Annotated in this window: 28 protein-coding genes and 2 pseudogenes; 10 read left to right on the top strand and 20 right to left on the bottom strand. The window is 32.7% G+C overall.

What is annotated here, in order from left to right:
• The first annotated feature begins 14 nt into the window (after nt 1-14).
• Together WCV66_RS13880 and WCV66_RS13875 are read left to right on the top strand one after the other, a co-directional pair.
• Nucleotides 15-1010, top strand: a complete 996-nt coding sequence (locus tag WCV66_RS13880; protein WP_338789364.1) for a metal-dependent hydrolase — start codon at nt 15-17, stop codon at nt 1008-1010.
• A gap of 452 nt (nt 1011-1462) precedes the next feature.
• Nucleotides 1463-1615 (top strand): hypothetical protein, encoded by a 153-nt coding sequence (locus WCV66_RS13875; RefSeq protein ID WP_185653511.1) that lies wholly within the window; start codon nt 1463-1465, stop codon nt 1613-1615.
• Nucleotides 1616-1666: 51 nt separating this feature from the next.
• Here the strand turns inward: WCV66_RS13875 and WCV66_RS13870 are convergent, their stop codons facing one another.
• Together WCV66_RS13870 and WCV66_RS13865 are read right to left on the bottom strand one after the other, a co-directional pair.
• The gene (locus tag WCV66_RS13870) at nt 1667-1933 is read right to left on the bottom strand and encodes a phosphocarrier protein HPr (protein WP_066332577.1); all 267 of its coding nucleotides are present in this window, start codon (nt 1931-1933) and stop codon (nt 1667-1669) included.
• Between the two features lie 154 nt (nt 1934-2087).
• Complete coding sequence (locus WCV66_RS13865) at nt 2088-2342, bottom strand: hypothetical protein (RefSeq protein ID WP_338789363.1); 255 nt, start codon at nt 2340-2342, stop codon at nt 2088-2090.
• A gap of 271 nt (nt 2343-2613) precedes the next feature.
• On the opposite strand from WCV66_RS13865, the gene cspD reads away from it, so the two are divergent.
• Nucleotides 2614-2814 (top strand): cold-shock protein CspD, encoded by a 201-nt coding sequence (cspD, locus tag WCV66_RS13860; protein ID WP_046590248.1) that lies wholly within the window; start codon nt 2614-2616, stop codon nt 2812-2814.
• Nucleotides 2815-2953: 139 nt separating this feature from the next.
• Here the strand turns inward: cspD and WCV66_RS13855 are convergent, their stop codons facing one another.
• Nucleotides 2954-3142, bottom strand: a complete 189-nt coding sequence (locus WCV66_RS13855) for a hypothetical protein (protein WP_066332557.1) — start codon at nt 3140-3142, stop codon at nt 2954-2956.
• A gap of 234 nt (nt 3143-3376) precedes the next feature.
• On the opposite strand from WCV66_RS13855, the gene WCV66_RS13850 reads away from it, so the two are divergent.
• Complete coding sequence (locus WCV66_RS13850) at nt 3377-3607, top strand: DUF2564 family protein (RefSeq protein ID WP_066332803.1); 231 nt, start codon at nt 3377-3379, stop codon at nt 3605-3607.
• A gap of 66 nt (nt 3608-3673) precedes the next feature.
• Here the strand turns inward: WCV66_RS13850 and WCV66_RS13845 are convergent, their stop codons facing one another.
• Complete coding sequence (locus tag WCV66_RS13845; RefSeq protein ID WP_066332555.1) at nt 3674-3850, bottom strand: zinc-finger domain-containing protein; 177 nt, start codon at nt 3848-3850, stop codon at nt 3674-3676.
• On the bottom strand, nt 3843-4529 hold the full coding sequence (locus WCV66_RS13840) for a reverse transcriptase-like protein (RefSeq protein ID WP_311774020.1): 687 nt from the start codon (nt 4527-4529) through the stop codon (nt 3843-3845). The genes WCV66_RS13845 and WCV66_RS13840 overlap by 8 nt, the downstream gene beginning before the upstream one ends.
• Nucleotides 4530-4844: 315 nt before the next feature.
• On the opposite strand from WCV66_RS13840, the gene WCV66_RS13835 reads away from it, so the two are divergent.
• The gene (locus WCV66_RS13835) at nt 4845-5234 is read left to right on the top strand and encodes a reverse transcriptase-like protein (RefSeq protein ID WP_066332549.1); all 390 of its coding nucleotides are present in this window, start codon (nt 4845-4847) and stop codon (nt 5232-5234) included.
• A gap of 28 nt (nt 5235-5262) precedes the next feature.
• Nucleotides 5263-6159 carry a DMT family transporter gene (locus tag WCV66_RS13830; protein WP_338789361.1) on the top strand — a complete coding sequence of 299 codons (897 nt, stop codon included), beginning with the start codon at nt 5263-5265 and terminating at the stop codon, nt 6157-6159.
• A 20-nt stretch (nt 6160-6179) separates the two neighbouring features.
• On the opposite strand, the gene WCV66_RS13825 is transcribed toward WCV66_RS13830, so the two are convergent.
• Entirely contained in the window at nt 6180-6455 is a 276-nt protein-coding gene (locus tag WCV66_RS13825) for a DUF6123 family protein (RefSeq protein ID WP_338789359.1), read from the bottom strand.
• A 209-nt stretch (nt 6456-6664) separates the two neighbouring features.
• Between WCV66_RS13825 and sspL the strand changes: the two genes are divergently transcribed.
• Nucleotides 6665-6805: a small, acid-soluble spore protein L gene (sspL, locus tag WCV66_RS13820; protein WP_066332541.1), complete on the top strand. Its 141-nt coding sequence runs from the start codon at nt 6665-6667 to the stop codon at nt 6803-6805.
• Nucleotides 6806-6979: 174 nt separating this feature from the next.
• On the opposite strand, the gene WCV66_RS13815 is transcribed toward sspL, so the two are convergent.
• From WCV66_RS13815 to WCV66_RS13760, 13 genes and pseudogenes are all read right to left on the bottom strand, one after another.
• A complete protein-coding gene (locus tag WCV66_RS13815; RefSeq protein ID WP_338789358.1) occupies nt 6980-7876 on the bottom strand; it encodes a 5'-3' exonuclease in 897 nt (298 codons plus the stop codon).
• Between the two features lie 132 nt (nt 7877-8008).
• The gene (locus WCV66_RS13810; RefSeq protein WP_260445621.1) at nt 8009-8143 is read right to left on the bottom strand and encodes a hypothetical protein; all 135 of its coding nucleotides are present in this window, start codon (nt 8141-8143) and stop codon (nt 8009-8011) included.
• A gap of 99 nt (nt 8144-8242) precedes the next feature.
• Nucleotides 8243-8509 (bottom strand): DUF2533 family protein, encoded by a 267-nt coding sequence (locus tag WCV66_RS13805; RefSeq protein WP_066332537.1) that lies wholly within the window; start codon nt 8507-8509, stop codon nt 8243-8245.
• Entirely contained in the window at nt 8502-8690 is a 189-nt protein-coding gene (locus WCV66_RS13800; RefSeq protein ID WP_066332534.1) for a hypothetical protein, read from the bottom strand. The genes WCV66_RS13805 and WCV66_RS13800 overlap by 8 nt, the downstream gene beginning before the upstream one ends.
• Nucleotides 8691-9749: 1059 nt before the next feature.
• Nucleotides 9750-10496 (bottom strand): annotated as a pseudogene (locus WCV66_RS26820) (dynamin family protein); the annotation flags it as partial.
• 1314 nt (nt 10497-11810) lie between these two features.
• Nucleotides 11811-12176 (bottom strand): annotated as a pseudogene (locus tag WCV66_RS26815) (dynamin family protein); the annotation flags it as partial.
• 577 nt (nt 12177-12753) lie between these two features.
• Entirely contained in the window at nt 12754-13302 is a 549-nt protein-coding gene (locus tag WCV66_RS13790) for an isoprenylcysteine carboxyl methyltransferase family protein (RefSeq protein WP_066332528.1), read from the bottom strand.
• 4 nt (nt 13303-13306) lie between these two features.
• Nucleotides 13307-14404, bottom strand: a complete 1098-nt coding sequence (locus WCV66_RS13785; RefSeq protein WP_338789356.1) for a type III polyketide synthase — start codon at nt 14402-14404, stop codon at nt 13307-13309.
• A 343-nt stretch (nt 14405-14747) separates the two neighbouring features.
• Nucleotides 14748-15290 carry a GNAT family protein gene (locus WCV66_RS13780; protein ID WP_338789354.1) on the bottom strand — a complete coding sequence of 181 codons (543 nt, stop codon included), beginning with the start codon at nt 15288-15290 and terminating at the stop codon, nt 14748-14750.
• Between the two features lie 258 nt (nt 15291-15548).
• Nucleotides 15549-15956: a VWA-like domain-containing protein gene (locus WCV66_RS13775; RefSeq protein WP_066332514.1), complete on the bottom strand. Its 408-nt coding sequence runs from the start codon at nt 15954-15956 to the stop codon at nt 15549-15551.
• A 77-nt stretch (nt 15957-16033) separates the two neighbouring features.
• Nucleotides 16034-16258 (bottom strand): hypothetical protein, encoded by a 225-nt coding sequence (locus WCV66_RS13770; protein WP_066332510.1) that lies wholly within the window; start codon nt 16256-16258, stop codon nt 16034-16036.
• Between the two features lie 180 nt (nt 16259-16438).
• Nucleotides 16439-16681, bottom strand: a complete 243-nt coding sequence (locus tag WCV66_RS13765; RefSeq protein ID WP_066332502.1) for a hypothetical protein — start codon at nt 16679-16681, stop codon at nt 16439-16441.
• A gap of 13 nt (nt 16682-16694) precedes the next feature.
• The gene (locus tag WCV66_RS13760; protein ID WP_338789353.1) at nt 16695-16898 is read right to left on the bottom strand and encodes a hypothetical protein; all 204 of its coding nucleotides are present in this window, start codon (nt 16896-16898) and stop codon (nt 16695-16697) included.
• A 215-nt stretch (nt 16899-17113) separates the two neighbouring features.
• On the opposite strand from WCV66_RS13760, the gene WCV66_RS13755 reads away from it, so the two are divergent.
• Complete coding sequence (locus WCV66_RS13755; protein WP_066332500.1) at nt 17114-17332, top strand: helix-turn-helix domain-containing protein; 219 nt, start codon at nt 17114-17116, stop codon at nt 17330-17332.
• 258 nt (nt 17333-17590) lie between these two features.
• Nucleotides 17591-18037: a hypothetical protein gene (locus WCV66_RS13750; RefSeq protein ID WP_185653513.1), complete on the top strand. Its 447-nt coding sequence runs from the start codon at nt 17591-17593 to the stop codon at nt 18035-18037.
• A gap of 110 nt (nt 18038-18147) precedes the next feature.
• Here the strand turns inward: WCV66_RS13750 and WCV66_RS13745 are convergent, their stop codons facing one another.
• Nucleotides 18148-18384, bottom strand: a complete 237-nt coding sequence (locus WCV66_RS13745; protein WP_338789352.1) for an HPr family phosphocarrier protein — start codon at nt 18382-18384, stop codon at nt 18148-18150.
• 406 nt (nt 18385-18790) lie between these two features.
• Here WCV66_RS13745 and WCV66_RS13740 point away from each other — a divergent pair, with 406 nt between their 5' ends.
• Nucleotides 18791-20068, top strand: coding sequence for an IS110 family transposase (locus WCV66_RS13740; protein WP_338789351.1), 1278 nt, complete (start codon nt 18791-18793; stop codon nt 20066-20068).
• Nucleotides 20069-20305: the final 237 nt, after the last annotated feature.

Raw genomic sequence — 20305 nt, 5'->3', positions numbered from 1 at the left:
ACCTGGAGGTCCTAATGGATACAAGTACTCATATCACAATTGGAATTGGTTTAGCAGGCCTTGCACATATAGATCCTGTTATATCTTCTAATCCAGAACTTGCTCAAGCTGTTTTGTTAGGCACTATTATAGGTTCTAATGCTCCTGATTTTGATTATGTTATAAAACTTCTTAAAGGAACTGGCATGTATACTGAACACCATCGAGGTGCATCTCATTCAATCCCTGCATTGTTTATATGGACTTTCTTTGTTTCAGGAGTAATATTCTTGTTTGGTTGGAATGTATCATTAATGCACCTTCTTCTTTGGACGTTTATAGCTGTTGTTTTGCATGTTGGCTTCGACATTATGAACGCTTACGGAACGCAGGCTGGAAGGCCTATAACTAAAAAATGGCTATCATTAAATTTTATTCCGTTATTTGATCCGATTATTATTATTGTTCACTTGATTGGATTTACCTTGTGGTTAACAGGGTTGCCACCCGGTATTGTCTTTTTCTTTGGATACATCTTTCTAGCAATCTATCTCATAAATAGGTATTTTTTATCGATTCAAAATAGGAAATTCTTTTTGAACAAAACAAAAAAGTACGGGATTTTCACCATAATTCCTACAATATGGTTGAAAAAGTGGCATTTTGTGTTTGAAACTGAGTCTTCTTACCAGGTCGGTTCAATAATTGGTAAGAATATTAAATGGATTCATCATTTTGAAAAACATAATCCTAATTGTGAAATAATAAAAGCATCTTTAACTGATAAAAATGTACAACATTTTTTAGCTAACTCAAAACATGTTCACGCTCTCTATTTTCCAACATCATCAGGTTCTGAGGTCCGATGGATTGATTTACGGTTCCGTCATAAGGATCATTATCCGTATATGGCTGTCGTCAAACTTGATCAAGCTAAAAGTATTTTAGCTTCCTATACTGGCTGGGTACACCATTCAAGAAAGCTAAATGAAAAGCTCCTCCCATCGGAAAAGCGAGCTATGCAATTATAATAAAAAAAGACTTTTTTCAAAAAGATTGTTGCTTATAAAACGAAAACTGTTGAGGTTGATTGGAGCGGATTGCGATACTCCAGCGGGACAGGTGCGACCCCGCTCACATTTACGTCGAAAAGGCTCAAAGACCGCCCACGGAAAGCGAGCAACTGGAGTGGAAATCAACCACACCGCACTTCTTGGAAATAGCAACAAAGTTTGAGAAAACAACCTAAAAAAATGTCTGATACTACTTTAACGTGGTGATCAGACATTTTTTTCGTTTATGAAATTATATAATTCTTTTACTGTGGTTAAATAATTTTTATGTAATTATACAAATAAGAGTTGATTTTAATGGTCATATTAATGGAGTAAATACCTTAAAAGTAAGATGTTCATTATCCATTCGGAGTAGCTTTTAATCTCGAGTGACAACCTTACTTATTACCAACACTCAGGAGGACTTTATGACGAAAAAAAATAACAAAGGTAGTAAAAATCAAAACTCCCCTCAAAATGGTCAATATCAAATGGAATTGGCACAAGATCACATTCCAGGTGATAATAGTAAAGGGAACAAACGTAATAAAGATCAAAAGGATAAATCAAGGATCGAATAAAACACAAACAGCCACTGAATGTACCAGTGGCTGTTTGTGTTTTGCGCTAGATTATTCTCCTAGACCTTCAGTTGTAATAGCACGTTCAACCGCTTCAAGTGCAGCTGCTTCATCACTACCATTTGCAGTTATTTTAATTACTGCTCCCTTGGAGATACCCAAAGACATTACACCCATAATTGATTTTAGATTCACAGTTCTACCATTCGCTTCAAGATTTACTTCAGAAGTAAAAGAATTAACAGCATTTACTAATGCAGTTGCTGGTCTAGCATGTAACCCTGCTTCACTTGTAATTGTAAAAGTTTTTTCTACCATTTGTACATTCTCCTTCCATTTTTGCCAATGTAGCTTTTCTACTCTATTTAGATTGATGAATTTGTATGTAATTCTTCATCTCATGCAGCTGTAAAAAGCTACTTTAGTTATTAACATTATTATAAACTTTTTTTAAAAAAAGGGAACTAGTTTATTAATTAATTTGATAGACATTCTTACTATTTATTTCATATTGAACATGTAGAGTAAAAGTATCTGTATTCATACGCTCAATAACGATCGAATTTAGCTCATGATCCTGAAGAATAATGATAGAAGATTTCCTCATCTCTAGGATCGCTTTATCACACTTAGCAATAAATTCACATGCTCTAGCAAAACCAGCTTCGTCAATCCTACGGCTACTTGTTATTAAAATATCTTCCCCATTAATGTGAACTTTAAGCATTAAGATCCTCTCCAAGCTTTTTAACTATTATATGCTTGTATTTTGTGTGTATTTATAATATTTTTTCTCCACGGGAAGATTCTGAAAGTTTTGTAAAATTATCCTTGTTAAGCTTGACGGTTTTTATAAAATTAGTGTATAGTTAAAACATCATTAAGTTGAGTATTTATGATAACGTTTTTATAACGATTAATTATACATATAATATTCTGTTAATGATAAAATCTTTTTTAGCACCACCTGTGCTACAGTATTAGGAGGATTAAGTACTATGCAAAACGGTAAAGTAAAATGGTTTAACAATGAAAAAGGTTTTGGATTTATCGAAGTTGAAGGCGGAGATGATGTATTCGTACACTTCACTGCTATCCAAGGTGACGGATACAAATCATTAGAAGAAGGTCAAGAAGTTTCTTTCGAAATCGTTGAAGGTAACCGCGGACCACAAGCTGCTAACGTAACAAAGTTATAATCACAAGCACTTCAAATAACTTGTGATTCAACCATAAACAACTTGAATTAACAGAGGCTGAGTTTTCTCCGCCTCTTTTTTATTTGTTCAAAACGCTTAGAATTGTTTATTCGATAAATGAACCTATATTACCAATTTGCTAACGTTTTTGACTTACTAGTAGATATTCCACCGCTTTTACATTTTGCTTAATACTTTTCTCAATTCTACTTACTTCATGTTGATTAAAAATATTTGCGTTGTTCGCTATAAAGACTAATTTATCAAGATCTCGGTAAATTTCTGAGAATGCTTCTTTAATTGATGTATCTAATGGTTCATTCCCCATGTCATTTCCACTCCTTTCAATCAGAAAATTGACGAATAACTAGTCTAAATGTTTCATAAATGTGTTATATTTTTACATAGTATACTCCTTTCCTCATTTTAACACGACATTACTGATTTCGATATATGTATACAATTGTTTTTTTTAACGAATATTTTCTTCTAATAATTCAAATCCTATAAACTGGAGGTGTTATCATTGGATCAAATTAAACATAGTGGATTAATTAGTGGAATGAATGAATTAAGTCAAATTGAGATGTCAGTAAAGGCTGCGCAAAAAATGGTCGGTTCAGCAACAATGCAGTTAGATCCTGAAGCAATCCATCATGCAGAAAATGCGATAAGTGATGCAAAGGATCTAATGAATCGATCACCTAAAACAGGTGTTGATCAAGAGTTTTTAACAAAGCAGCAACAATTATTAGATCAATGTGAGCATCAATTATCTGAGGCAAAGCAATAAAAAAAATCCGCGATATGCGGATTTTTTTATTGCTAGAACATTCAAGATCTATTTAGGATTTAGCATTTATAATAACTTTTCTCCAACTTCTTTTATCTTTTGACCTACAGTACATTGATTAATACAAAAAGAGTGAGCATGACGCTTACCAAATTCTTCACGGAAATGCTTCTTTAGTAGACAATTAACACAATAAGTATCTAATATTTCACTAAGTTCCTGCAATGTTTGTTTTTTACTCATTTTCGTCAACTTCCTCGTCCAATATCAATTTACTTCTAATTTCAATTCCACTCATCGCTTGTGTTGCTAGTTTATCTGCTTCATTATTCTCTTTCCTAGATATAGCCTCATACTCAGGTATGATATGAAGACTTTTTATTTTATTCTCTATACGATCTAACCAAATTGTAAATTCTTCCTCATAGCATGGCCATTCACCAGATAGCTGGTTTAGTACTACTTGGGAATCACCTTTAAATACTATCTTTTGTTTTGTTATTCCATACTCCTCCAGTATATTTACCAAATAATAAAAAGCTGCATATTCTGCTTCATTATTTGATGTTAACTCCATAACCTTCTCGTTCATTCTGATCCGATAACGATTACCACTCTGTGTGTAGTAGACTACAGCCCCAAAGCCTGCTAATTTAGTGTTTTTCTGATATCCACCATCAAAATATGCAATAACATCATGTGGTTCATCCTTAACAATATCTTTAAGACGTTTTAATTCCTTTAGCGTCCAGGTTTGCCCGTCTTCTGATGAAAAATAAAGTTGTTTTACTCTTCCAGTTTGCATAAAATCTTCAGCTAAAAGTATCGTCTCATTTAATGATAAATATTCTGTCGAAATAAGTGCTTGAAACTTTTTTTTCGTTTGATATGTCCATTCGATTCTATACTTCAAAGGGTTCACTCCTGATTAAGTTCTATGGATTTCACACTCGAGTTAGTATATATAGATGTAAAAAAAAAAATGTTAATGCATTGAGATTAATTCATAAGGGTATAACCCTCCTGAATAAAATCACTTTATATTTACTAATGTTATCAATGTGCTATAATTTATTCGATTTACCTTTATTTTGATTCCATTAACCATAAGTTAATCATTTTTGTTTATTTCTAACTAACTATTTTCTATGAGTTTAAAAAAGTGCCAATGAAACCTATTTTATCACCGTTTTTGTTTTTGTTAAACAATTTAACATCGTTAGGAGGTTATGAGTTAATGATTGAGGTATATGTAGATGGTGCTAGTGCTGGCGATCCTGGATTGTCAGGTGCTGGAGTTTTTATTAAAGGGCATGGAAAAGCAGAACAGTACTCACTCCCTCTTGGGATAATGACAAATCATGAAGCAGAATACCATGCATTAATAAAAGGCTTGGAAATTTGTTTAGAAAATGGTTATCAAATTGTATCGTTTCGCACAGACTCACAGCTTGTCGAACGTGCCATCGAAAAACAATTTGTTAAAAACCCCTCGTATGCACCACTACTTGAACGTGTTTTAGAGTTATCAAAAGAATTTGATCTTTTCTTTATTAAGTGGATTCCTAGTAAAGAAAATAAAGTAGCTGATCAACTTGCGAGAAATGCTATTTTAAACAATAAGTAAAACGATAGAGAAGAAAGATGTGAAGAGTATGAAAAAAACAGCATTAGCTGATATAAGTTTATTATTTGTAGCATTTATATGGGGTTCAACATTTGTGATTGTTCAAAAGGCGATACAATTCCTACCCCCTCATTTTTTTAATGGTACGAGATTTTTATTAGCAGCTTTATTATTATTTATCTTTATGAAAAAAAAATCGAAGTTTTCAATCAACTTATTAGGAGCTGGTATGTTTTTAGGTGTGTTTTTATTTCTCGGCTACGCTTTTCAAACGATCGGTTTACTTTATACAACTTCTTCAAAAGCAGGCTTTATTACGGGGCTTAGCGTTATGATTGTACCACTTTTTGCAATATGGATATTAAAGGATAAACCTAGATCAATCGTTTTTCTTAGTGCTTTTATTGGAGCACTTGGACTCTACTTCCTTACTGTAGGAGATATGATGAGTATGAATATAGGTGATCTCCTTGTTTTCTTCTGTGCTATTGCATTTGCACTTCATATTATTTTTACTAGTAAATTTTCGAGCAAGCATGAGGCGATACCATTAACAATTGTTCAATTAACTACTGTGTCTCTACTAAGCTTTATTAGTTCGACTATGTTTGAAAAAACATCTTTTAGTTATGATGCCTTATTTAATCGAGATGTTATTATTGCATTAGTGATTACATCTATTTTTGCAACTGCGATTGCGTTCCTTATCCAGACAAAATTTCAACAATTTACTACTGCAGCAAGAGTAGCACTTATTTTTGCAATGGAGCCCGTTTTTGCTGCACTTACTGCTTTTATTGTCATCAATGAACGTCTAAGTGGAAATGGATTAATTGGTTGTTTACTTATCTTTATTGCAATGATCGTGACCGAATTACCAGATATTAAAGAAATTAAAGGGATAAAACAAAAGCATGGTATGTAAGCTCGGTTATTCGGGCTTACTTACAATAAATTCAATGATTCAACATGTCTAATTGCCTGTTTCCTGTTTATAATTGCTTCTTTATCTAACATCTCTAACAAGGATATGAAAAAAGCACCATCAAATTCCTTTTGGATTTTTAATGTAAGCTCAATTGCTATAATGACGATTTCATCCTGTGAATTTGTATAATGTTTGCCAAACTGAATAAAGCCGTACGCGTCCTCACCTAAAGTAAAGCCCTTTCCTGTTAAATATTCTACGTAATCTGTAACTGTTTGCACCGTTTTTGCCAATTTGAATTCCATCCTTACATAATCAGTATATAGACAATGATAGCGAATCCTGTCGATTAATTCTATTGTTTTTTAGTAGAAATATAAAAGTTTATTATGTAAAGTTTATCTAATAATGAAGACTTTTGACTTAGGGATAACTTAACCAAAAGTTTTTTTAATTAATTTTATGAGAAAATGGTCATAATACATGTGGAGGTGACATGATAATGAGTAGTGAAAAAAGAGGTAACAATCGTGGTCAAAAAGCACCAAGTGTCAATCCACAAGGATATGGAGAAGATGTTGAGTTTTCAACAGAACCAAAGAGCAAGCTAGAAAATGCTGCTAAGAAGAAAAATACGAAGTAAGAAAAGCTCAGGGCGCCTTGATCAGACTAAGGCAGGTATAAGACGCAAAGGAATAGGAGAGTTCTTTGTCTTCAATTCCTTAGTGGCTGTAGACCTAAGATGGTCTAGGCGCTGGAGCTAGGTACCAAAATTAAGTAAGAAAAAATATAAATTTTGAAACTATAAGAGAGGTATTTATATAGCCTCTCCTACAACTGTAATATTTTTCAAAAGTGTGTGAACACCTCTTAATTCGAGATCTTTTATCATTGAAAACGCTCTGTCCTCATTAACCAGAAAAAGTGTATCATCAATTAAACATTGTAAAGGTGCTTGACAGTTAATTTCAGCAAGCTTTCTTGAGAGATGGAGCATTTCCAAGTCATTTTCAATTTTCGTTTTCTGCCCCTTTGTTAAATCTTTCAGACTTTCAAGAAGGACATCAATTGATTTGTATTGACTAATAAGTTTATAAGCGGTCTTTTCTCCGATTCCTTTAACTCCAGGATAATTATCACTTGAATCTCCCATTAATGCTTTTACATCAATTAGCATATATGGTTCAATTTCAAACTCATCCATAAATGTTTGTTTTGTATAATGTTTGTAGTTTCCAATTCCCTTTTGAAAAATTAGGACATCAACATTGTCATTTAGTAATTGCAAAATATCCTTATCACCAGTTAATATGGATATTTTCATTTCAGTCTCATACGTTTTAGCTAACGTTCCAATACAATCGTCTGCCTCAAATCCTTCAATACCTAAATTAGGAATATCTAAAGCTTCTACTACCTCTCTTGCTAGATCAAATTGCGGAACTAACTCGACTGGGGCCTCAGGTCTATTTGCTTTATAACCGTCAAAGAGTTCATTACGATATGTTTTGCTTCCCATATCCCAACAACAAACAACATGAGTAGGTTTCACATAATCAATTGCTGCTATAAGATGTTTTAAAAGACCTGTAACTGCATTTGTAGGAATTCCCTTACTATTTATCATAAACTGTCCATAAACAGATGTAGCATAAAATGAACGAAATAATAATGCCATACCGTCAACGATTAATAAATGATTTTCTTTCTTCATTTAATTCCCTCCTGCCTAAATACTACTAGTATCATAACATATAATGCCCATTAGTGGATTGGAACTTCAACCCAGGCATATGCTGTTTGAATAATAGTATTAACACATAACAAAAAAACTAAGCCAACTGGCTTAGTCTTTATTTTTACTACTCATTTTGTGAGCTTCATTTTGTGCATATGATGCAAATTCTGTGTTAAAATCATTCTTTTTCTTTTTATTATTGTTGCGTTGTGCATTTGCGTTTCCAAGTTTTGTACGACCCATAACATTCACCCTTTCAAGTTTAATCGAGATTAGCTTTCCACCTCAACCACAATTTAAATCTTTGAAAGGTAAAAATGAATGATGGAAATATTCGGTGTTTTATTTACCGTATTTTTTTCGGACAAATTCTTGAACCATTTCCTTCGTCACCGTTTTACGTGTTGGAACAATTCCTTCAGATGCTAGACGATTCATTTCTCCTGTAACTTGATTAATGTTATCAACCTCATACGGAAGGGAGCTAACACATAATTGGATGGCCTCTTCAATTAATGATTCACGTTTTGCCTCAAGCTTTAAAAATGATTGAATGTGATTATGCTGTTTTTTACTATGCTGTGATATTGCTTCATGAACATTACTCATTTATGCTTCCTCTTTTCTCCATTAGCCTTTTAACATGTTCTTTAGGTTCCCAGCACTGAAACGCATATGATGGCTTTGTTTCATATTTTAGACGGCTGCACAAATAAGTCATTTTTTTATCTATACGTACAGCTTGAAAATGAATACAGGTAGCACATACCTGATACGCTTTAGAATTCATGGTAATCCTCCCAAAGACACATGTTAATTCGTGTTTATATCCTATGATTTTATCACAAGTTAACGATAATGATCATCCATTAAGAAGATTTATTGTTGATTCTAAAGTAACTTGTAACTGTTTTAATTGTTCAGTATCTTCTGCCTGTATATCAAGTAAAGCATCAAAGCCTTCTTCAGTTTGTATTCGTGTCGCTTGAACAAGACTTGAATGAATATTCTTGATCACCTCTTTATAATAATTAGAAAATTCATTTAAGTAATGTTCTAATGTAACAGATACTGGCACATCTATACGTTTAAGTAAATCTTCACTCATAGTCTTTTTCTCATTCTTTTCAAAAAATGCCTTCGTATTTTTAAATAATTTCAATGAAAGGTTTAAATTAGTGACCATAGCTGAAGAAAATTCAACCGTAATGAGAGGTGTTTGAATATCTTTCATTTCAGGCATAGTCAAGGTTACTGATTGGGATTGTTTTTTGATCAGTTGTGTTATTCTTATGAATTCATCAGCTAACACCTTTTGAATGAAACGCTCTACTCTCAGAGTTGTTGCTTGTAGCTCTTGTACTAATTCAAATTCAATTGTTCTAATTAATTCCATTAAACAAGATTGAAGCGCTAGTTGAGTATTTTTATTTTGATTAAATACCCCTGGATGAAAGGATTCTTTGAAGAAATCATTGAAACGCAATAGCAATCTTTGTTTCACATAAAAGATAAGTTCCTCAATTTCCTGATTAACAGTATTCATAATATGCGTATTAGTCAACGCAGTTATTTCTTGCTCTACGTTCTTTTTTTCTTCAATCAGTTTTAACTTAATACTCTCTTTTTCCGCTTCATCTTTTTCAGCAGCCTGGATAAGCGACACTAATCTTTCATTTGTACGTTTCAAGCCTTCATTTATTGAAATAATTGTTGTATTAGTCAATTCTTGTTTAATAAAATACTCAAATTGTTCTTTAAACAGCATATAGTCTTTTTCTATATCCAACTTGTTAGAAATGATATTTAAGCTTGATACACCATAGAGTCGAATATTCCTGATTTCCTGCTGTAAGAGTTGATCGCGTATATAGTTTTTTACAAGTTCGACTTCCTCTTCATCCTTAGCTAAATCAATTGCATTGATTATAAAAAACATCTTATCTAACGTAAATGAGTCCTTTACACGTCCCAATTGACGAAGAAATTCTCTGTCTCCTTTGGAAAATGGATGGTTATAATACGTTACATAAAGAATTGCATCTGCCTTTTTAATATATTGAAAGGCGACATCAGTATGTCGTTTATGAAGGGAATCAGCTCCAGGTGTGTCGACTAATGTTATTCCAGCTTTTGTAATTGCACAATCATAATAAAGGATGACTTCTTCTACCAAACAAGCTTTTTCTTCTTTTGCTACAAAATCTTTAAACGTTTCTTTTGTTGATGTTATAAGCAAGCCGCTGCTTGTAAGTTTTTGATAGTCAATTAGTGCTATGGTGTACTTTTTTATACTGTCCTTTTCAGATTGATCTTTTCCTTCAACATTTTTGAGTTTTACAATCAATTCCTCTAAGGTCAATTGTTTGTTGGTTAATGATGGAATACTTTCTACAACTTCCTTTATTATTGCTTCTTCTGCTTTTAATTTCACTTCTACTAATCCATGTTTCTTTTCCTCTGTAGTAGGAGCAATTTTATTAATCGTTGCAGTTGTAGGCGTTGGAGAAGATGGTAATACTCGCTCACCAATTAATGCATTCGCAAATGATGATTTCCCAGCACTAAATGCCCCAAATAATGCAACAGTAAATGATCGATTATTGTAATTATTTACTTTACTCTCTAATGAATCAGTAAATTGTTTAAATCCACGGATACCTCTAAGTCGTTTAATCATTTCTTGTGTTTCGGTTATAAATTGGTCTTTGTTATCCAGTTGACTTGCAACATGCTTTTCCTCTGAACGTTTTTCCTCTGATTCAATTTTGACTACTTCTTTCAAATTTAATGAATCTTGCACGCGATGATGATAAACTTGGTTAATTAAGAGCCACTGTTTACTATCTTGGCTGTCAATAATTGGTCCATTAAATAGATTATTAATTGCTGCTTCATAGGTAAAATACTGCTCAAATTTCAACAATATTCCTTCATAATAACTAATCTCATTGTCATATTTCTTAAGATCATAATGTGCACTGTCGATACCTTCCTGTTGTTCTAATCTAATTAGATTCATCATTTGATCAAAAATCTTCATAGCTATATTTTTACTTTGCTTCTTAATTAAATCACTGACATCTGAAGAATAGGTCAAAATATATTGGTTATTAAATGATGCTCCAGGTTTCAATGCATCCACAACAATTTGTTCTGATAGTGCAATTGAAAACGTCTGAACCTGTTGAAGAATTGTTACATCATGGATTTCATATTTCTGAATATATTCTTTAAATAATGGTGTAAAATGCCAAGTGATTTGTGTTTCGACGTTTTTCTTCAAATCTTCAAATAGTGCCTTTTTCCTTTGTTCACGTTCTTGCTCTGTTTTAGATTTTGAAAATAAAAAGCCTACTTTAAAAGCAGGATCTACCGCTTCGATGAATGATGCAGCTTTTTCCCTTGTTTCATACGGAATTATATTTGCACTTTTTAATAAAGAGGAAACTCTTTCATTTATTTCAGTGGATAAATCTTTTAATTTTCTTTCTTCCTCATCAATTAGGTCTAGTACCATATTCTTCTTATTCACAAAATCAGCTAATACAGTATTAATGTGTTCCTTATCAACATCTGTTAAATCTAATTGTTCTTTATATTTTTCCAAATGCTCTTTAGCTAACTGTGTAACTGATGCCAACACATTCTTTTCCATGTATTCATCTTTATTGTTAACAACCACACGAATAATATCTCTTATCTCATTTAATTGATTATACTCATGGTCATCATTCATTAATGTCGTGAAAAATACATCCTGATGATGAAGACCAATTTCTGAAAATGATGTTTCGATTTGATTTTTAAAATCGGTAAAAGGTACTTCACTTTCTTTATGCTTATCGATTTGATTTACGATGAGAAAAATAATTTTATCCTTATTTTTCATTTCTTTTACAAATGATAGGTTTTCTTCAGATTGAACATGGTTATAATCTGTTACATAAAAAATAACATCTGCAATATGAAGCATTGATTCTGTTGATAGTTTATGTGCAGCATCTGTTGAATCAATTCCCGGTGTATCCATAATGACAACATTATTATCAAGATTTCGATAAGGTTTTTTAATATACACCCTTTCAATCTCATCGCCTTGTTTACAATATTCCTTGATTTGCTCGATCGAATAGTTACCAGCAAGCTCAATACTTTCTTTCTCTTTTGAATATAAGGTTACCCGTTCTTGACCATTCTCCAATAAAACTAAGTTTGCACTTGTAGGTATTGGACTAGTCGGTAACACTTGTTCATTTAGAAGTTTATTAATCATAGATGATTTCCCTGCAGAAAAATGTCCAGCAAACGCGACATAAAGCTTATCATTATAAAGTTTATTAACTAATTCTACAAGCTTATCAGCATTTTCATTATCATCTGTCTTGACCATTTGATGGAGCTTTATTAACATTTGCATTAATTGATCTGTTTTTACAGCAGCTGTCATTGTAATCCCCTTTTTCTTCTGCTTAGTTTTCATTAAGTTTCATTTTACAGAATCTTTTTGATTTTTGCTATGCAAAAAAGAAGCTAATTTAATTGAGTTAGCTCCTTTTTTATTATATTTATGCCTGATTTTCTTTGTGTCGTTTATTTACTAAACATTTAACGCAAAATAAAAGCTCACCTGAGGTGAGCAGAAAAAGTTATGCCTTTCGTACATTTATATTCTTTAATATGTAGCCAATCAATACACTATATGCAACAACGGTACAACCTACAAATAACATCGTCATATTCGCAGTAGACCTCCAAGTTTTAAAATGAGAATGATTTTCATTACAAAAATATTGTACCATTAATGATAATCATTTTCAATATTACTTTCTCATTTTTCTGAAAAAAGTTCATTATCTTTTCGGTACAAATCTTGATCTCAAGTTAAATACTTCTTGGTAATTAGTATGCAACTGAAGTGCCTTTTCCTCTGCTGGTATCCTTATTGTCATCATGACGATGTTCAATAATGAAAATAATACTGCGGTAAAGTACGCTTGATATAATAATGGAATGAATAAGAACTCAACTGCTACCACTACATAGTTAGGATGCCGCATATATTGATACGGTCCTTTCAAAACTACAAGATCATTTGGAACAATAATAATTTTCGTATTCCAATAGCTACCCAACGACACCACAGCCCAATAGCGAATTAGTTGTGTAAAAGCCAGTATTGGAACGAGTATGTACCATAATACCGTTACTTCTTTGTGGAGGATATTAACCTCAAATAAGAGAGATAGTAAAAACATTACATGAAGTGCAACAATGTAAGGATAATGCTCACTTCCATGTTCAATTCCTCCCCTATTTAACAGCCATTTTTCATTTCGCTTAGCAATAAACATCTCGGTTACTCTTTGAACAATTAGAAGCAACAATAAGCCATAGAACATTTGTTTATACACTCTCCCAATGAACAAGTAGCATTTCTGAGCTAAACCCCGGCCCTAGTGCACCGATTAATCCATATTCATTCTCCTGACCAATTTCCCTCTCAAGATATTCTTGAAGTACATACATAACTGTTACAGATGACATGTTTCCATGATTAATTAGTACTTCTTTAGAAATATGTAAATGCTGTTCTTTAAAGCCCAATCCATCCATATAGGCATCAAGAACTTTTTTTCCCCCTGGATGTGCAATAAAATGAGCAATTTCTTCTATACTTAAACCTTTCTCTTGTAAAAAACCTTTTACTTGAGGGCGAAGCCATTTATTAATAATTGAAGGAATATCACGGGAGAACACGACATAAAATCCATTATTTTTAATCTCCCAACCCATAACATCCTCCGAATCTCTTAAGAACGTTGATCTAGTTCCTTTAATAAAGGGGAGAGCATTTAGTTTTGAATGTTTCAGCCTGTTAGAAGATTCACCAGCAAGACATGTACAAGCTACACCATCAGCAAACAGTGATGTACCGATTAAATTACTCTTTGTAAGATCATCGTGTTGAAAGGTTAAACTACATAGCTCTACTGAAATCACAAGAACGAGTGATTTCGGATATGCCTTGCAATATTCATATGCACGGGAAAGACCAGAAGCTCCGCCTGCACATCCTAATCCCCAAATTGGAATTCGTTTTATTGTTTCTTTAAAAGGCAATTGATTGATAATCTTTGCATCAATACTCGGTGTCGAAATCCCGGTACTACTAATAAAAAAAATCGCATCAATTTCTTTATAGTCGATTGATTGATCTAAAAGTTTAGAGTTGGTCAAACAGTTTTTAACCGCTTCACTACCTAATTTGACTGCCTTATCAACATACATTTGGTTTTTCTCTTCAAATGTATGCTGTTTTTTGTACCAATCTAGATTTTCAACAAAATCTCTTTTTTGAATCTCACCATTTTTAAAAACGGTTAGTAAACGTTCGATATCCTTAAAAGAATCTTGGAAAATTTCCTTAGCAAATTCAACAGTTGTATCCTGACTCATTTCGTTTTCTGGGATTGCCTTACCTACAGATAATATATAGGCCAATGGTAAATTCACCTCAATTTCATTAAGGATACTATTACCAAATAAATGTAAAATTATCCGTTTTTGAGGGTTTTAAATAAAATAAAACAGATATTGAAGGGATTGTGAAGTAAAGTTAGTTTAAAAGTTCTTTAGGGGCATTATCAGCTTATGGCAATAATCTTGGGCTAGAGATTAGGGATTGATGTAGTTCGGTGGTTCCACAGATCAACATTTTAATTCGCAAACGATAAAAAAAGCCTTTCCCATCTGGGGAAAAGCTAGACGTATTAAAGGAGTTGTTGTTGTGCACTATTATTATATCGCAATTTACACCCATTATCATTATTAAATTTTGGTAATCTTAAGCTCTGAAAAAATATGCCATAAATATTTCATCATCGTAACGTCCATCTACTTTTACTTGCTCTTTCTGTGTACCTTCCTGGATGAAACCATATCTTTCATATAGTTTAACAGCTAAATCATTTGATGCGAATACTGTTAAACATAATTTATGTAACTCATGTGTTCTACACCAATCAAGTGTATAATCCATGATTTGACTCCCTATTCCATTTCCTTGTGCTGATTTTATAAGCCATGTTCTAAAAAGACCTGTGTGCCTTTTCATTTCAAGCTCCCCTCTGATTACCCTAGCTATTCCAACAATTTTATTTTCTATTTCTACTGTTACATACATATTATCAAGTTTCTTCATTTCATTTATAAATTCTTTTTCTTCATTTACCGTACGTGCACTTTCTTTTTGAATATAAGAACCAATTTTCAATATATTTTCTACTGCTTTAACGATTTGTGCTGCATCATCCGTTCTAGCAGGACGTAGCACAACTGCATCCCCATTTTTTGCGATAAATTCTTTTATCTGTTGATTTTCTGTCATGCTCATCAACCCCTTAATAGAAAACAAGCCAATAATTTAAAGGCTGACATTAGCTGTCAGCCTTTCCTTTCTAGGAAAAAGATAATTCGGACGGAAACTCGCAAATTTATGAGCAAATAACCTATTAGATTTGTTTGTTTTAATGAAAAATTAAAATGGCTAGTTTCTCTATCCCCCTGACATATTTGAGTAATTCTAATGAGAATACTCAGTCTTTCCTTGATTTTATAATATCGTTTAACAACATATTAAATTTTGTTAAGCAACACGAATCGCTTTTCCAAAAGGTACTTTAGGGACAAACTCATCTGGAACTAACCAGAATACCTCTTTTTTAAATGTTAATTCTTCATAAAAATATCCTGTTACATCAGTAATATAAAAAAGTGTGTCTATTTCTTCTTTTTCTGTCCATTCTAACACTTCTGTATAAGACGATTTACCATGTGTATAATATTTTATTTGATCGTCTTTTATCGAAGTAATACTTCTTATTTTAAAGTCTGCTTGTACTAATAAGCTCTTTGGACACACTTCACCAAACAATTTAACAATATTTTGGATTAGTATTGTTTTTGTTTGATTTGTAGATGTGTCTATTGCGAGGGCAATTTTTTTACCTTCTCTTTCTTGTAACTTAGAAAGTAACAGTCTTTGCCATTTCATATTAATAACTCCCCCTCACAATTTTTTCTGAAGCATATCTATTTTGTGCAAACTTAAAATGATTTATAAGAAAAATCTTATGTTAAGTTATTATCAGACACGTTCCAATCAGAAAATTGGCCACTTCCATTACATCCAGGACAGTCAAAAATCGCATCAAACGTAGGTGTATAAACGCTCGTTAATGTTGATATAAAGCCTTTTCCTCTGCAATCCGGGCATCGTCCTAAAGATTCCATCTCTGAACGTACCTTTTCATTTCTTGCTTGCTTCCAATCAGAAAAAGTATTCAAGAAATTCATATCATCACCTCTTTTTCCTTAATATGTATCATGAGATGATATTTTAAACCTTACTTCAAATTGGAGAAGTTCAAAAAAAAAGAACATAGATTATATTCTTTTAATAAATTTCATGAAATGAAAAATCATATCAACATCAGAAAGTCCAATTTTTATGAATATTATTTTATTTATCCCTACCTACAACTGCGAAGAATTTGATGGACTCGCACCTTCATTTTGATCAACCAGATCTGGATCTATATACGTGTTGTAATGCATTGAATTTGTTATTGATCCATCACCAATTCCAAAACTTAATCCAACAATTTTACCTGTGATACCATTACCAGATATATTTGATGAACCCGGATTTATCGATGCATTTCCAGAAATATTTACAATTTTAATACCCTGGAGGTTAAAAAAATTGGAAGAGGACAAATTAATTCTCCTTTCATATTGGGTTAAAGGTTTCCGATTCTGAAGGATCTTTTGCTTTAGGTTGTTCATTATCTTCCTCATCAAAGTCGGATATTTTCATAATTGATTGAGATTCAGAGTGATCACCTATAGAGGAGTTTAATCCCTTAATATTATTTGTAGAAGAAAACTCTTTGTTACTTATTTCACCAATGTTAAATGATGAGTTTCCTGACATATTCAATATCTTTATGTTATTAAAAATTAAATACGCTTTGAACAGGCTTCAATTGTAACCACTCTCTTCAAACACTTATATTACTATATGTTAAAAAACATAAGATGCTAATGATTATATAAATTATTATGATCTAAATACGACAATGATAAATGATCTACTTTCTTTTAATCAGTCACTATGGTATCCTTACAATAGAAGAGAGGTGTAAAATATTGGCTACATATAAAGCTAAAAAAAGTAATTTCAAGCAACTTTTATTAAAAAACAACACCGATCTTGACACCCTTGCTCTTAATACTAATATTCCAAAGGACCAACTTACTAATTATTTAGATACTAAGGTCATGAATTTAAATAATGCCATGACAATTTCAAAAGAACTAAATTGTTCAATTGAAGAGTTGTATTCCTGGAAAGTTTCAGATAAGTGATTAGATCTCTATAAAATTAATTTATTCTGATCGAAAAAATAAAAATGCCTTCTTTCACTCAATTTTGAGTAAGAGAAGGCATTTTTTACCTGCTTTAGTCCGTATTCAAAATAAAAGTAGGAACTGCGAAAAATATTACAAATATTAAATTTACCATAATACTCTACCAAATTAGCTTTTTTTAATCAATGAACCTTAACTTTTGAATGAATTTTATGTAAAATATAATTAACTTGTTTATTAGAAAAGGAGCTTACGATGGCTGAGTTAGCATTTAAAGAATATATCTTCAAAAAAGGAAGTAAAACAACAATATACATGTATCAGAGTAGTATTGAAATTATTCATCACGGATTTTTAGGTAAATTTAACAGAGTCAAACTTATTCAATTCAAAAATATTACTAATGTTACACTTAAGAATCCTAGTTTAGCGTCTAATGGTAATATTGTATTAGATTGTGGAGAAAATAAAAATAAAAATGAAAAGCATGAAAATACGATTGAATTTTCCAAAAACGAAAAGGAACTTGCATTAGATTTGAAGGAAACGATTGATAATAAAATAGAAGAAATAAAAGGACAACGTGCAGATTCCGCAATTGATAACTTTGAAAAGCTTAAAAAGTTAAAAGAATTAGCAGACTTGGAGATTTTATCAGAAGACGAGTATGAAGAACAAAAGGAAAGAATCTTAGAGAGTTAAATCATGTATGAACGAGTTAGATTAAGGGCTGACATAAGTCAGCCTTTTCATTGTATAAAGATCTAATCCTTCTTTGAAAAGCTAAAGAACTAGAAATTGCCTTACTCCGACTATATCAACAATTTCATAAACTCTTTGATCGCTTCTTCTTCATCTTCTCCTTTTGTAAGGATTGTTACTTCTTCATTCCTTATTGTTGCCAATAAGCCCATTAAGCTTTTAGCATCCACTTTATAATGCTTCCCAACAATGTGAATTTCTGATTCGAACTTATTTGCAACTTCGGTTAATTCAATTAATTTAGTTACTGATAGATTTTGAGTTATTTTTATATCCTTTACTCTCATTTGCTTTTCTCCTATAGTAAGAATAGTTAAATTCTATTTTATATATAGGTATGTCATGACAAGAATTTTTGATTCATTTGCAGATAATAATTCCTTCATTTATTCAATGAGTAAATGGTACCAATATTGAATCCTCACAACTAATCAATTTACCTGCTTACCTCTTTTTGATTGGCTCTTTTCTAAAAGATTGTTGTTTTTAGACAAAAATGATTAGGTTGATTGGTGCGGAAGGTGCGAGACTCCTGTGGGAGTAGCGGGACAGATGAGACCCCGCAGGCGCTTCGCGCTGAGGAGCATTCCTGTTTAATATCCTTAAGGCTTCTTGCAAAACAAAAAGTCCTCTTGTATGATGCTTGAGTATCAACGACTAAATTGACTCATCACCATACAGGAGGACCATATGATGAATAGTAATATGAATACCAAAATTAATCAAGTATCTGAAAAAACACTTGTTATTGGAATAGACATTGCGAAGAAAAAACATTACGCATGCGCTATCGATGATCGTGGACGAATTTTGCAAAAACCGTTTCCGTTCATACAATCCCTTGATGGGTTTGAGCAACTACACAATATGATTCATTCTCTACTAGAATCACATGAAAAGACAGATGTCTTAGTCGGCTTTGAGCCCACAGGGCATTATTGGATGAACTTAGCTGCTTATTTAGTCGAAAATAATATTCAATTTGTCATGGTTAACCCTATGCATGTGAATAGAACGAAGGAATTAGATGATAACCTTCAAACTAAGAATGATCAAAAGGACGCTCGCGTTATCGCTTCTTTAATCCGCGATGGCCGGTTCAACTATACACGAATTTTAGAAGGGACAGAAGCCGAACTTCGTAATGGGGCGAGTTTTCGGACTAAAATGCAGGAAGACCTCGCATCACTTAAGAATCGAATGATTCGGTGGACAGATCTTTATTTCCCTGAGTTCCATCATGTATTCAAAAGCTTCGGTAAAAACGCATGCGCTGTTCTCGAGGTGACACCTTTGCCAATCGATTTTGATGGGAAAAATGATGAAGAACTTATCGCACTTTACAAAAGGGTTGAAGGAATAAAGTGTCTTTCCGTTTCTAAAATACAAAAGCTAAAATCAATAGCCGGTCAGTCCATTGGTTTAACTGAGGGGCTAGAAATGGCCCGATTTGAAATGGATACATTACTTTCTCAGTACAAAGCTATTTCAAACCAACTGGAGGTCTTATCATCAAGGTTAAATGACCTCGCTCAACAATTGACAGACTATGAGTATATTTTATCTATTCCTGGTTTAGGCGAAAATACTGTTGTTGAACTACTCTCTGAGATAGGTTCTCTTAGGCAATATCAGCACCCACGCCAATTAATTAAATTAGCGGGGCTCACGCTTAGAGAAAACTCTTCTGGCCAACACAAAGGTCAAAAGAAAATTTCCAAAAGAGGTAGGAGGAAGTTACGGGCTATATTATTTAGAGTCATCCTCCCTATAATTCAACACAACATAGCGTTTAAATCTTTGTACCATTACTACACGACTCGTACTGTCAATCCATTAAAGAAGAAAGAAGCCATGGTTGTTTTATGCGGGAAATTACTAAAAATTCTACACGCTTTGTGTACAAAACGAGTGCACTTTAATGTAAATCATATGTTAACAGATCTCCATTGCCTCAAAGAGGCAGCCTAAGCAACTTCCTAGTTTGTAATCTAGACAATAGGATGACACGGAGAAGTTGGCACGAAATGAGCCATTAGACTAAGAGTCCCTTGAGGAGCATAGCCAGCCTCTGCCTTATGAATAGACCGAACGAAGGAATGTACGCGTTAGACGCCAAGAGACATGGGAGGGTACGTCATCATAAGATTCGCAGAGATCCGAAGTGCATCATATAAGCACTTAGAGTTAATCATTTCCAATTAACTC

The organism is Metabacillus rhizosphaerae, from assembly GCF_037201795.1.
Lineage (GTDB): Bacteria > Bacillota > Bacilli > Bacillales > Bacillaceae > Metabacillus > Metabacillus rhizosphaerae.
Note: the sequence above shows the minus strand (reverse complement) of the source record. Positions and strands in the feature narration are given on the sequence as shown.

Excerpts from the sequence above, each read along its gene's own strand:
- WCV66_RS13865 (WP_338789363.1), bottom strand. The coding sequence starts at position 2,342 with ATGCTTAAAGTTCACATTAATGGGGAAGATATTTTAATAACAAGTAGC.
- WCV66_RS13775 (WP_066332514.1), bottom strand. The coding sequence starts at position 15,956 with ATGAAATGGCAAAGACTGTTACTTTCTAAGTTACAAGAAAGAGAAGGT.
- WCV66_RS13750 (WP_185653513.1), top strand. The coding sequence starts at position 17,591 with ATGGCTGAGTTAGCATTTAAAGAATATATCTTCAAAAAAGGAAGTAAA.
- WCV66_RS13855 (WP_066332557.1), bottom strand. The coding sequence starts at position 3,142 with ATGGGGAATGAACCATTAGATACATCAATTAAAGAAGCATTCTCAGAA.
- WCV66_RS13790 (WP_066332528.1), bottom strand. The coding sequence starts at position 13,302 with ATGTTCTATGGCTTATTGTTGCTTCTAATTGTTCAAAGAGTAACCGAG.
- WCV66_RS13800 (WP_066332534.1), bottom strand. The coding sequence starts at position 8,690 with ATGAATTCTAAAGCGTATCAGGTATGTGCTACCTGTATTCATTTTCAA.
- WCV66_RS13805 (WP_066332537.1), bottom strand. The coding sequence starts at position 8,509 with ATGAGTAATGTTCATGAAGCAATATCACAGCATAGTAAAAAACAGCAT.
- WCV66_RS13830 (WP_338789361.1), top strand. The coding sequence starts at position 5,263 with ATGAAAAAAACAGCATTAGCTGATATAAGTTTATTATTTGTAGCATTT.
- WCV66_RS13760 (WP_338789353.1), bottom strand. The coding sequence starts at position 16,898 with ATGTCAGGAAACTCATCATTTAACATTGGTGAAATAAGTAACAAAGAG.
- WCV66_RS13835 (WP_066332549.1), top strand. The coding sequence starts at position 4,845 with ATGATTGAGGTATATGTAGATGGTGCTAGTGCTGGCGATCCTGGATTG.
- WCV66_RS13810 (WP_260445621.1), bottom strand. The coding sequence starts at position 8,143 with ATGGGTCGTACAAAACTTGGAAACGCAAATGCACAACGCAACAATAAT.
- WCV66_RS13780 (WP_338789354.1), bottom strand. The coding sequence starts at position 15,290 with ATGACAGAAAATCAACAGATAAAAGAATTTATCGCAAAAAATGGGGAT.
- cspD (WP_046590248.1), top strand. The coding sequence starts at position 2,614 with ATGCAAAACGGTAAAGTAAAATGGTTTAACAATGAAAAAGGTTTTGGA.
- WCV66_RS13845 (WP_066332555.1), bottom strand. The coding sequence starts at position 3,850 with ATGAGTAAAAAACAAACATTGCAGGAACTTAGTGAAATATTAGATACT.
- WCV66_RS13875 (WP_185653511.1), top strand. The coding sequence starts at position 1,463 with ATGACGAAAAAAAATAACAAAGGTAGTAAAAATCAAAACTCCCCTCAA.
- WCV66_RS13740 (WP_338789351.1), top strand. The coding sequence starts at position 18,791 with ATGAATAGTAATATGAATACCAAAATTAATCAAGTATCTGAAAAAACA.
- WCV66_RS13815 (WP_338789358.1), bottom strand. The coding sequence starts at position 7,876 with ATGAAGAAAGAAAATCATTTATTAATCGTTGACGGTATGGCATTATTA.
- WCV66_RS13870 (WP_066332577.1), bottom strand. The coding sequence starts at position 1,933 with ATGGTAGAAAAAACTTTTACAATTACAAGTGAAGCAGGGTTACATGCT.
- WCV66_RS13850 (WP_066332803.1), top strand. The coding sequence starts at position 3,377 with ATGAATGAATTAAGTCAAATTGAGATGTCAGTAAAGGCTGCGCAAAAA.
- WCV66_RS13880 (WP_338789364.1), top strand. The coding sequence starts at position 15 with ATGGATACAAGTACTCATATCACAATTGGAATTGGTTTAGCAGGCCTT.
- WCV66_RS13745 (WP_338789352.1), bottom strand. The coding sequence starts at position 18,384 with ATGAGAGTAAAGGATATAAAAATAACTCAAAATCTATCAGTAACTAAA.
- sspL (WP_066332541.1), top strand. The coding sequence starts at position 6,665 with ATGAGTAGTGAAAAAAGAGGTAACAATCGTGGTCAAAAAGCACCAAGT.
- WCV66_RS13770 (WP_066332510.1), bottom strand. The coding sequence starts at position 16,258 with ATGAATTTCTTGAATACTTTTTCTGATTGGAAGCAAGCAAGAAATGAA.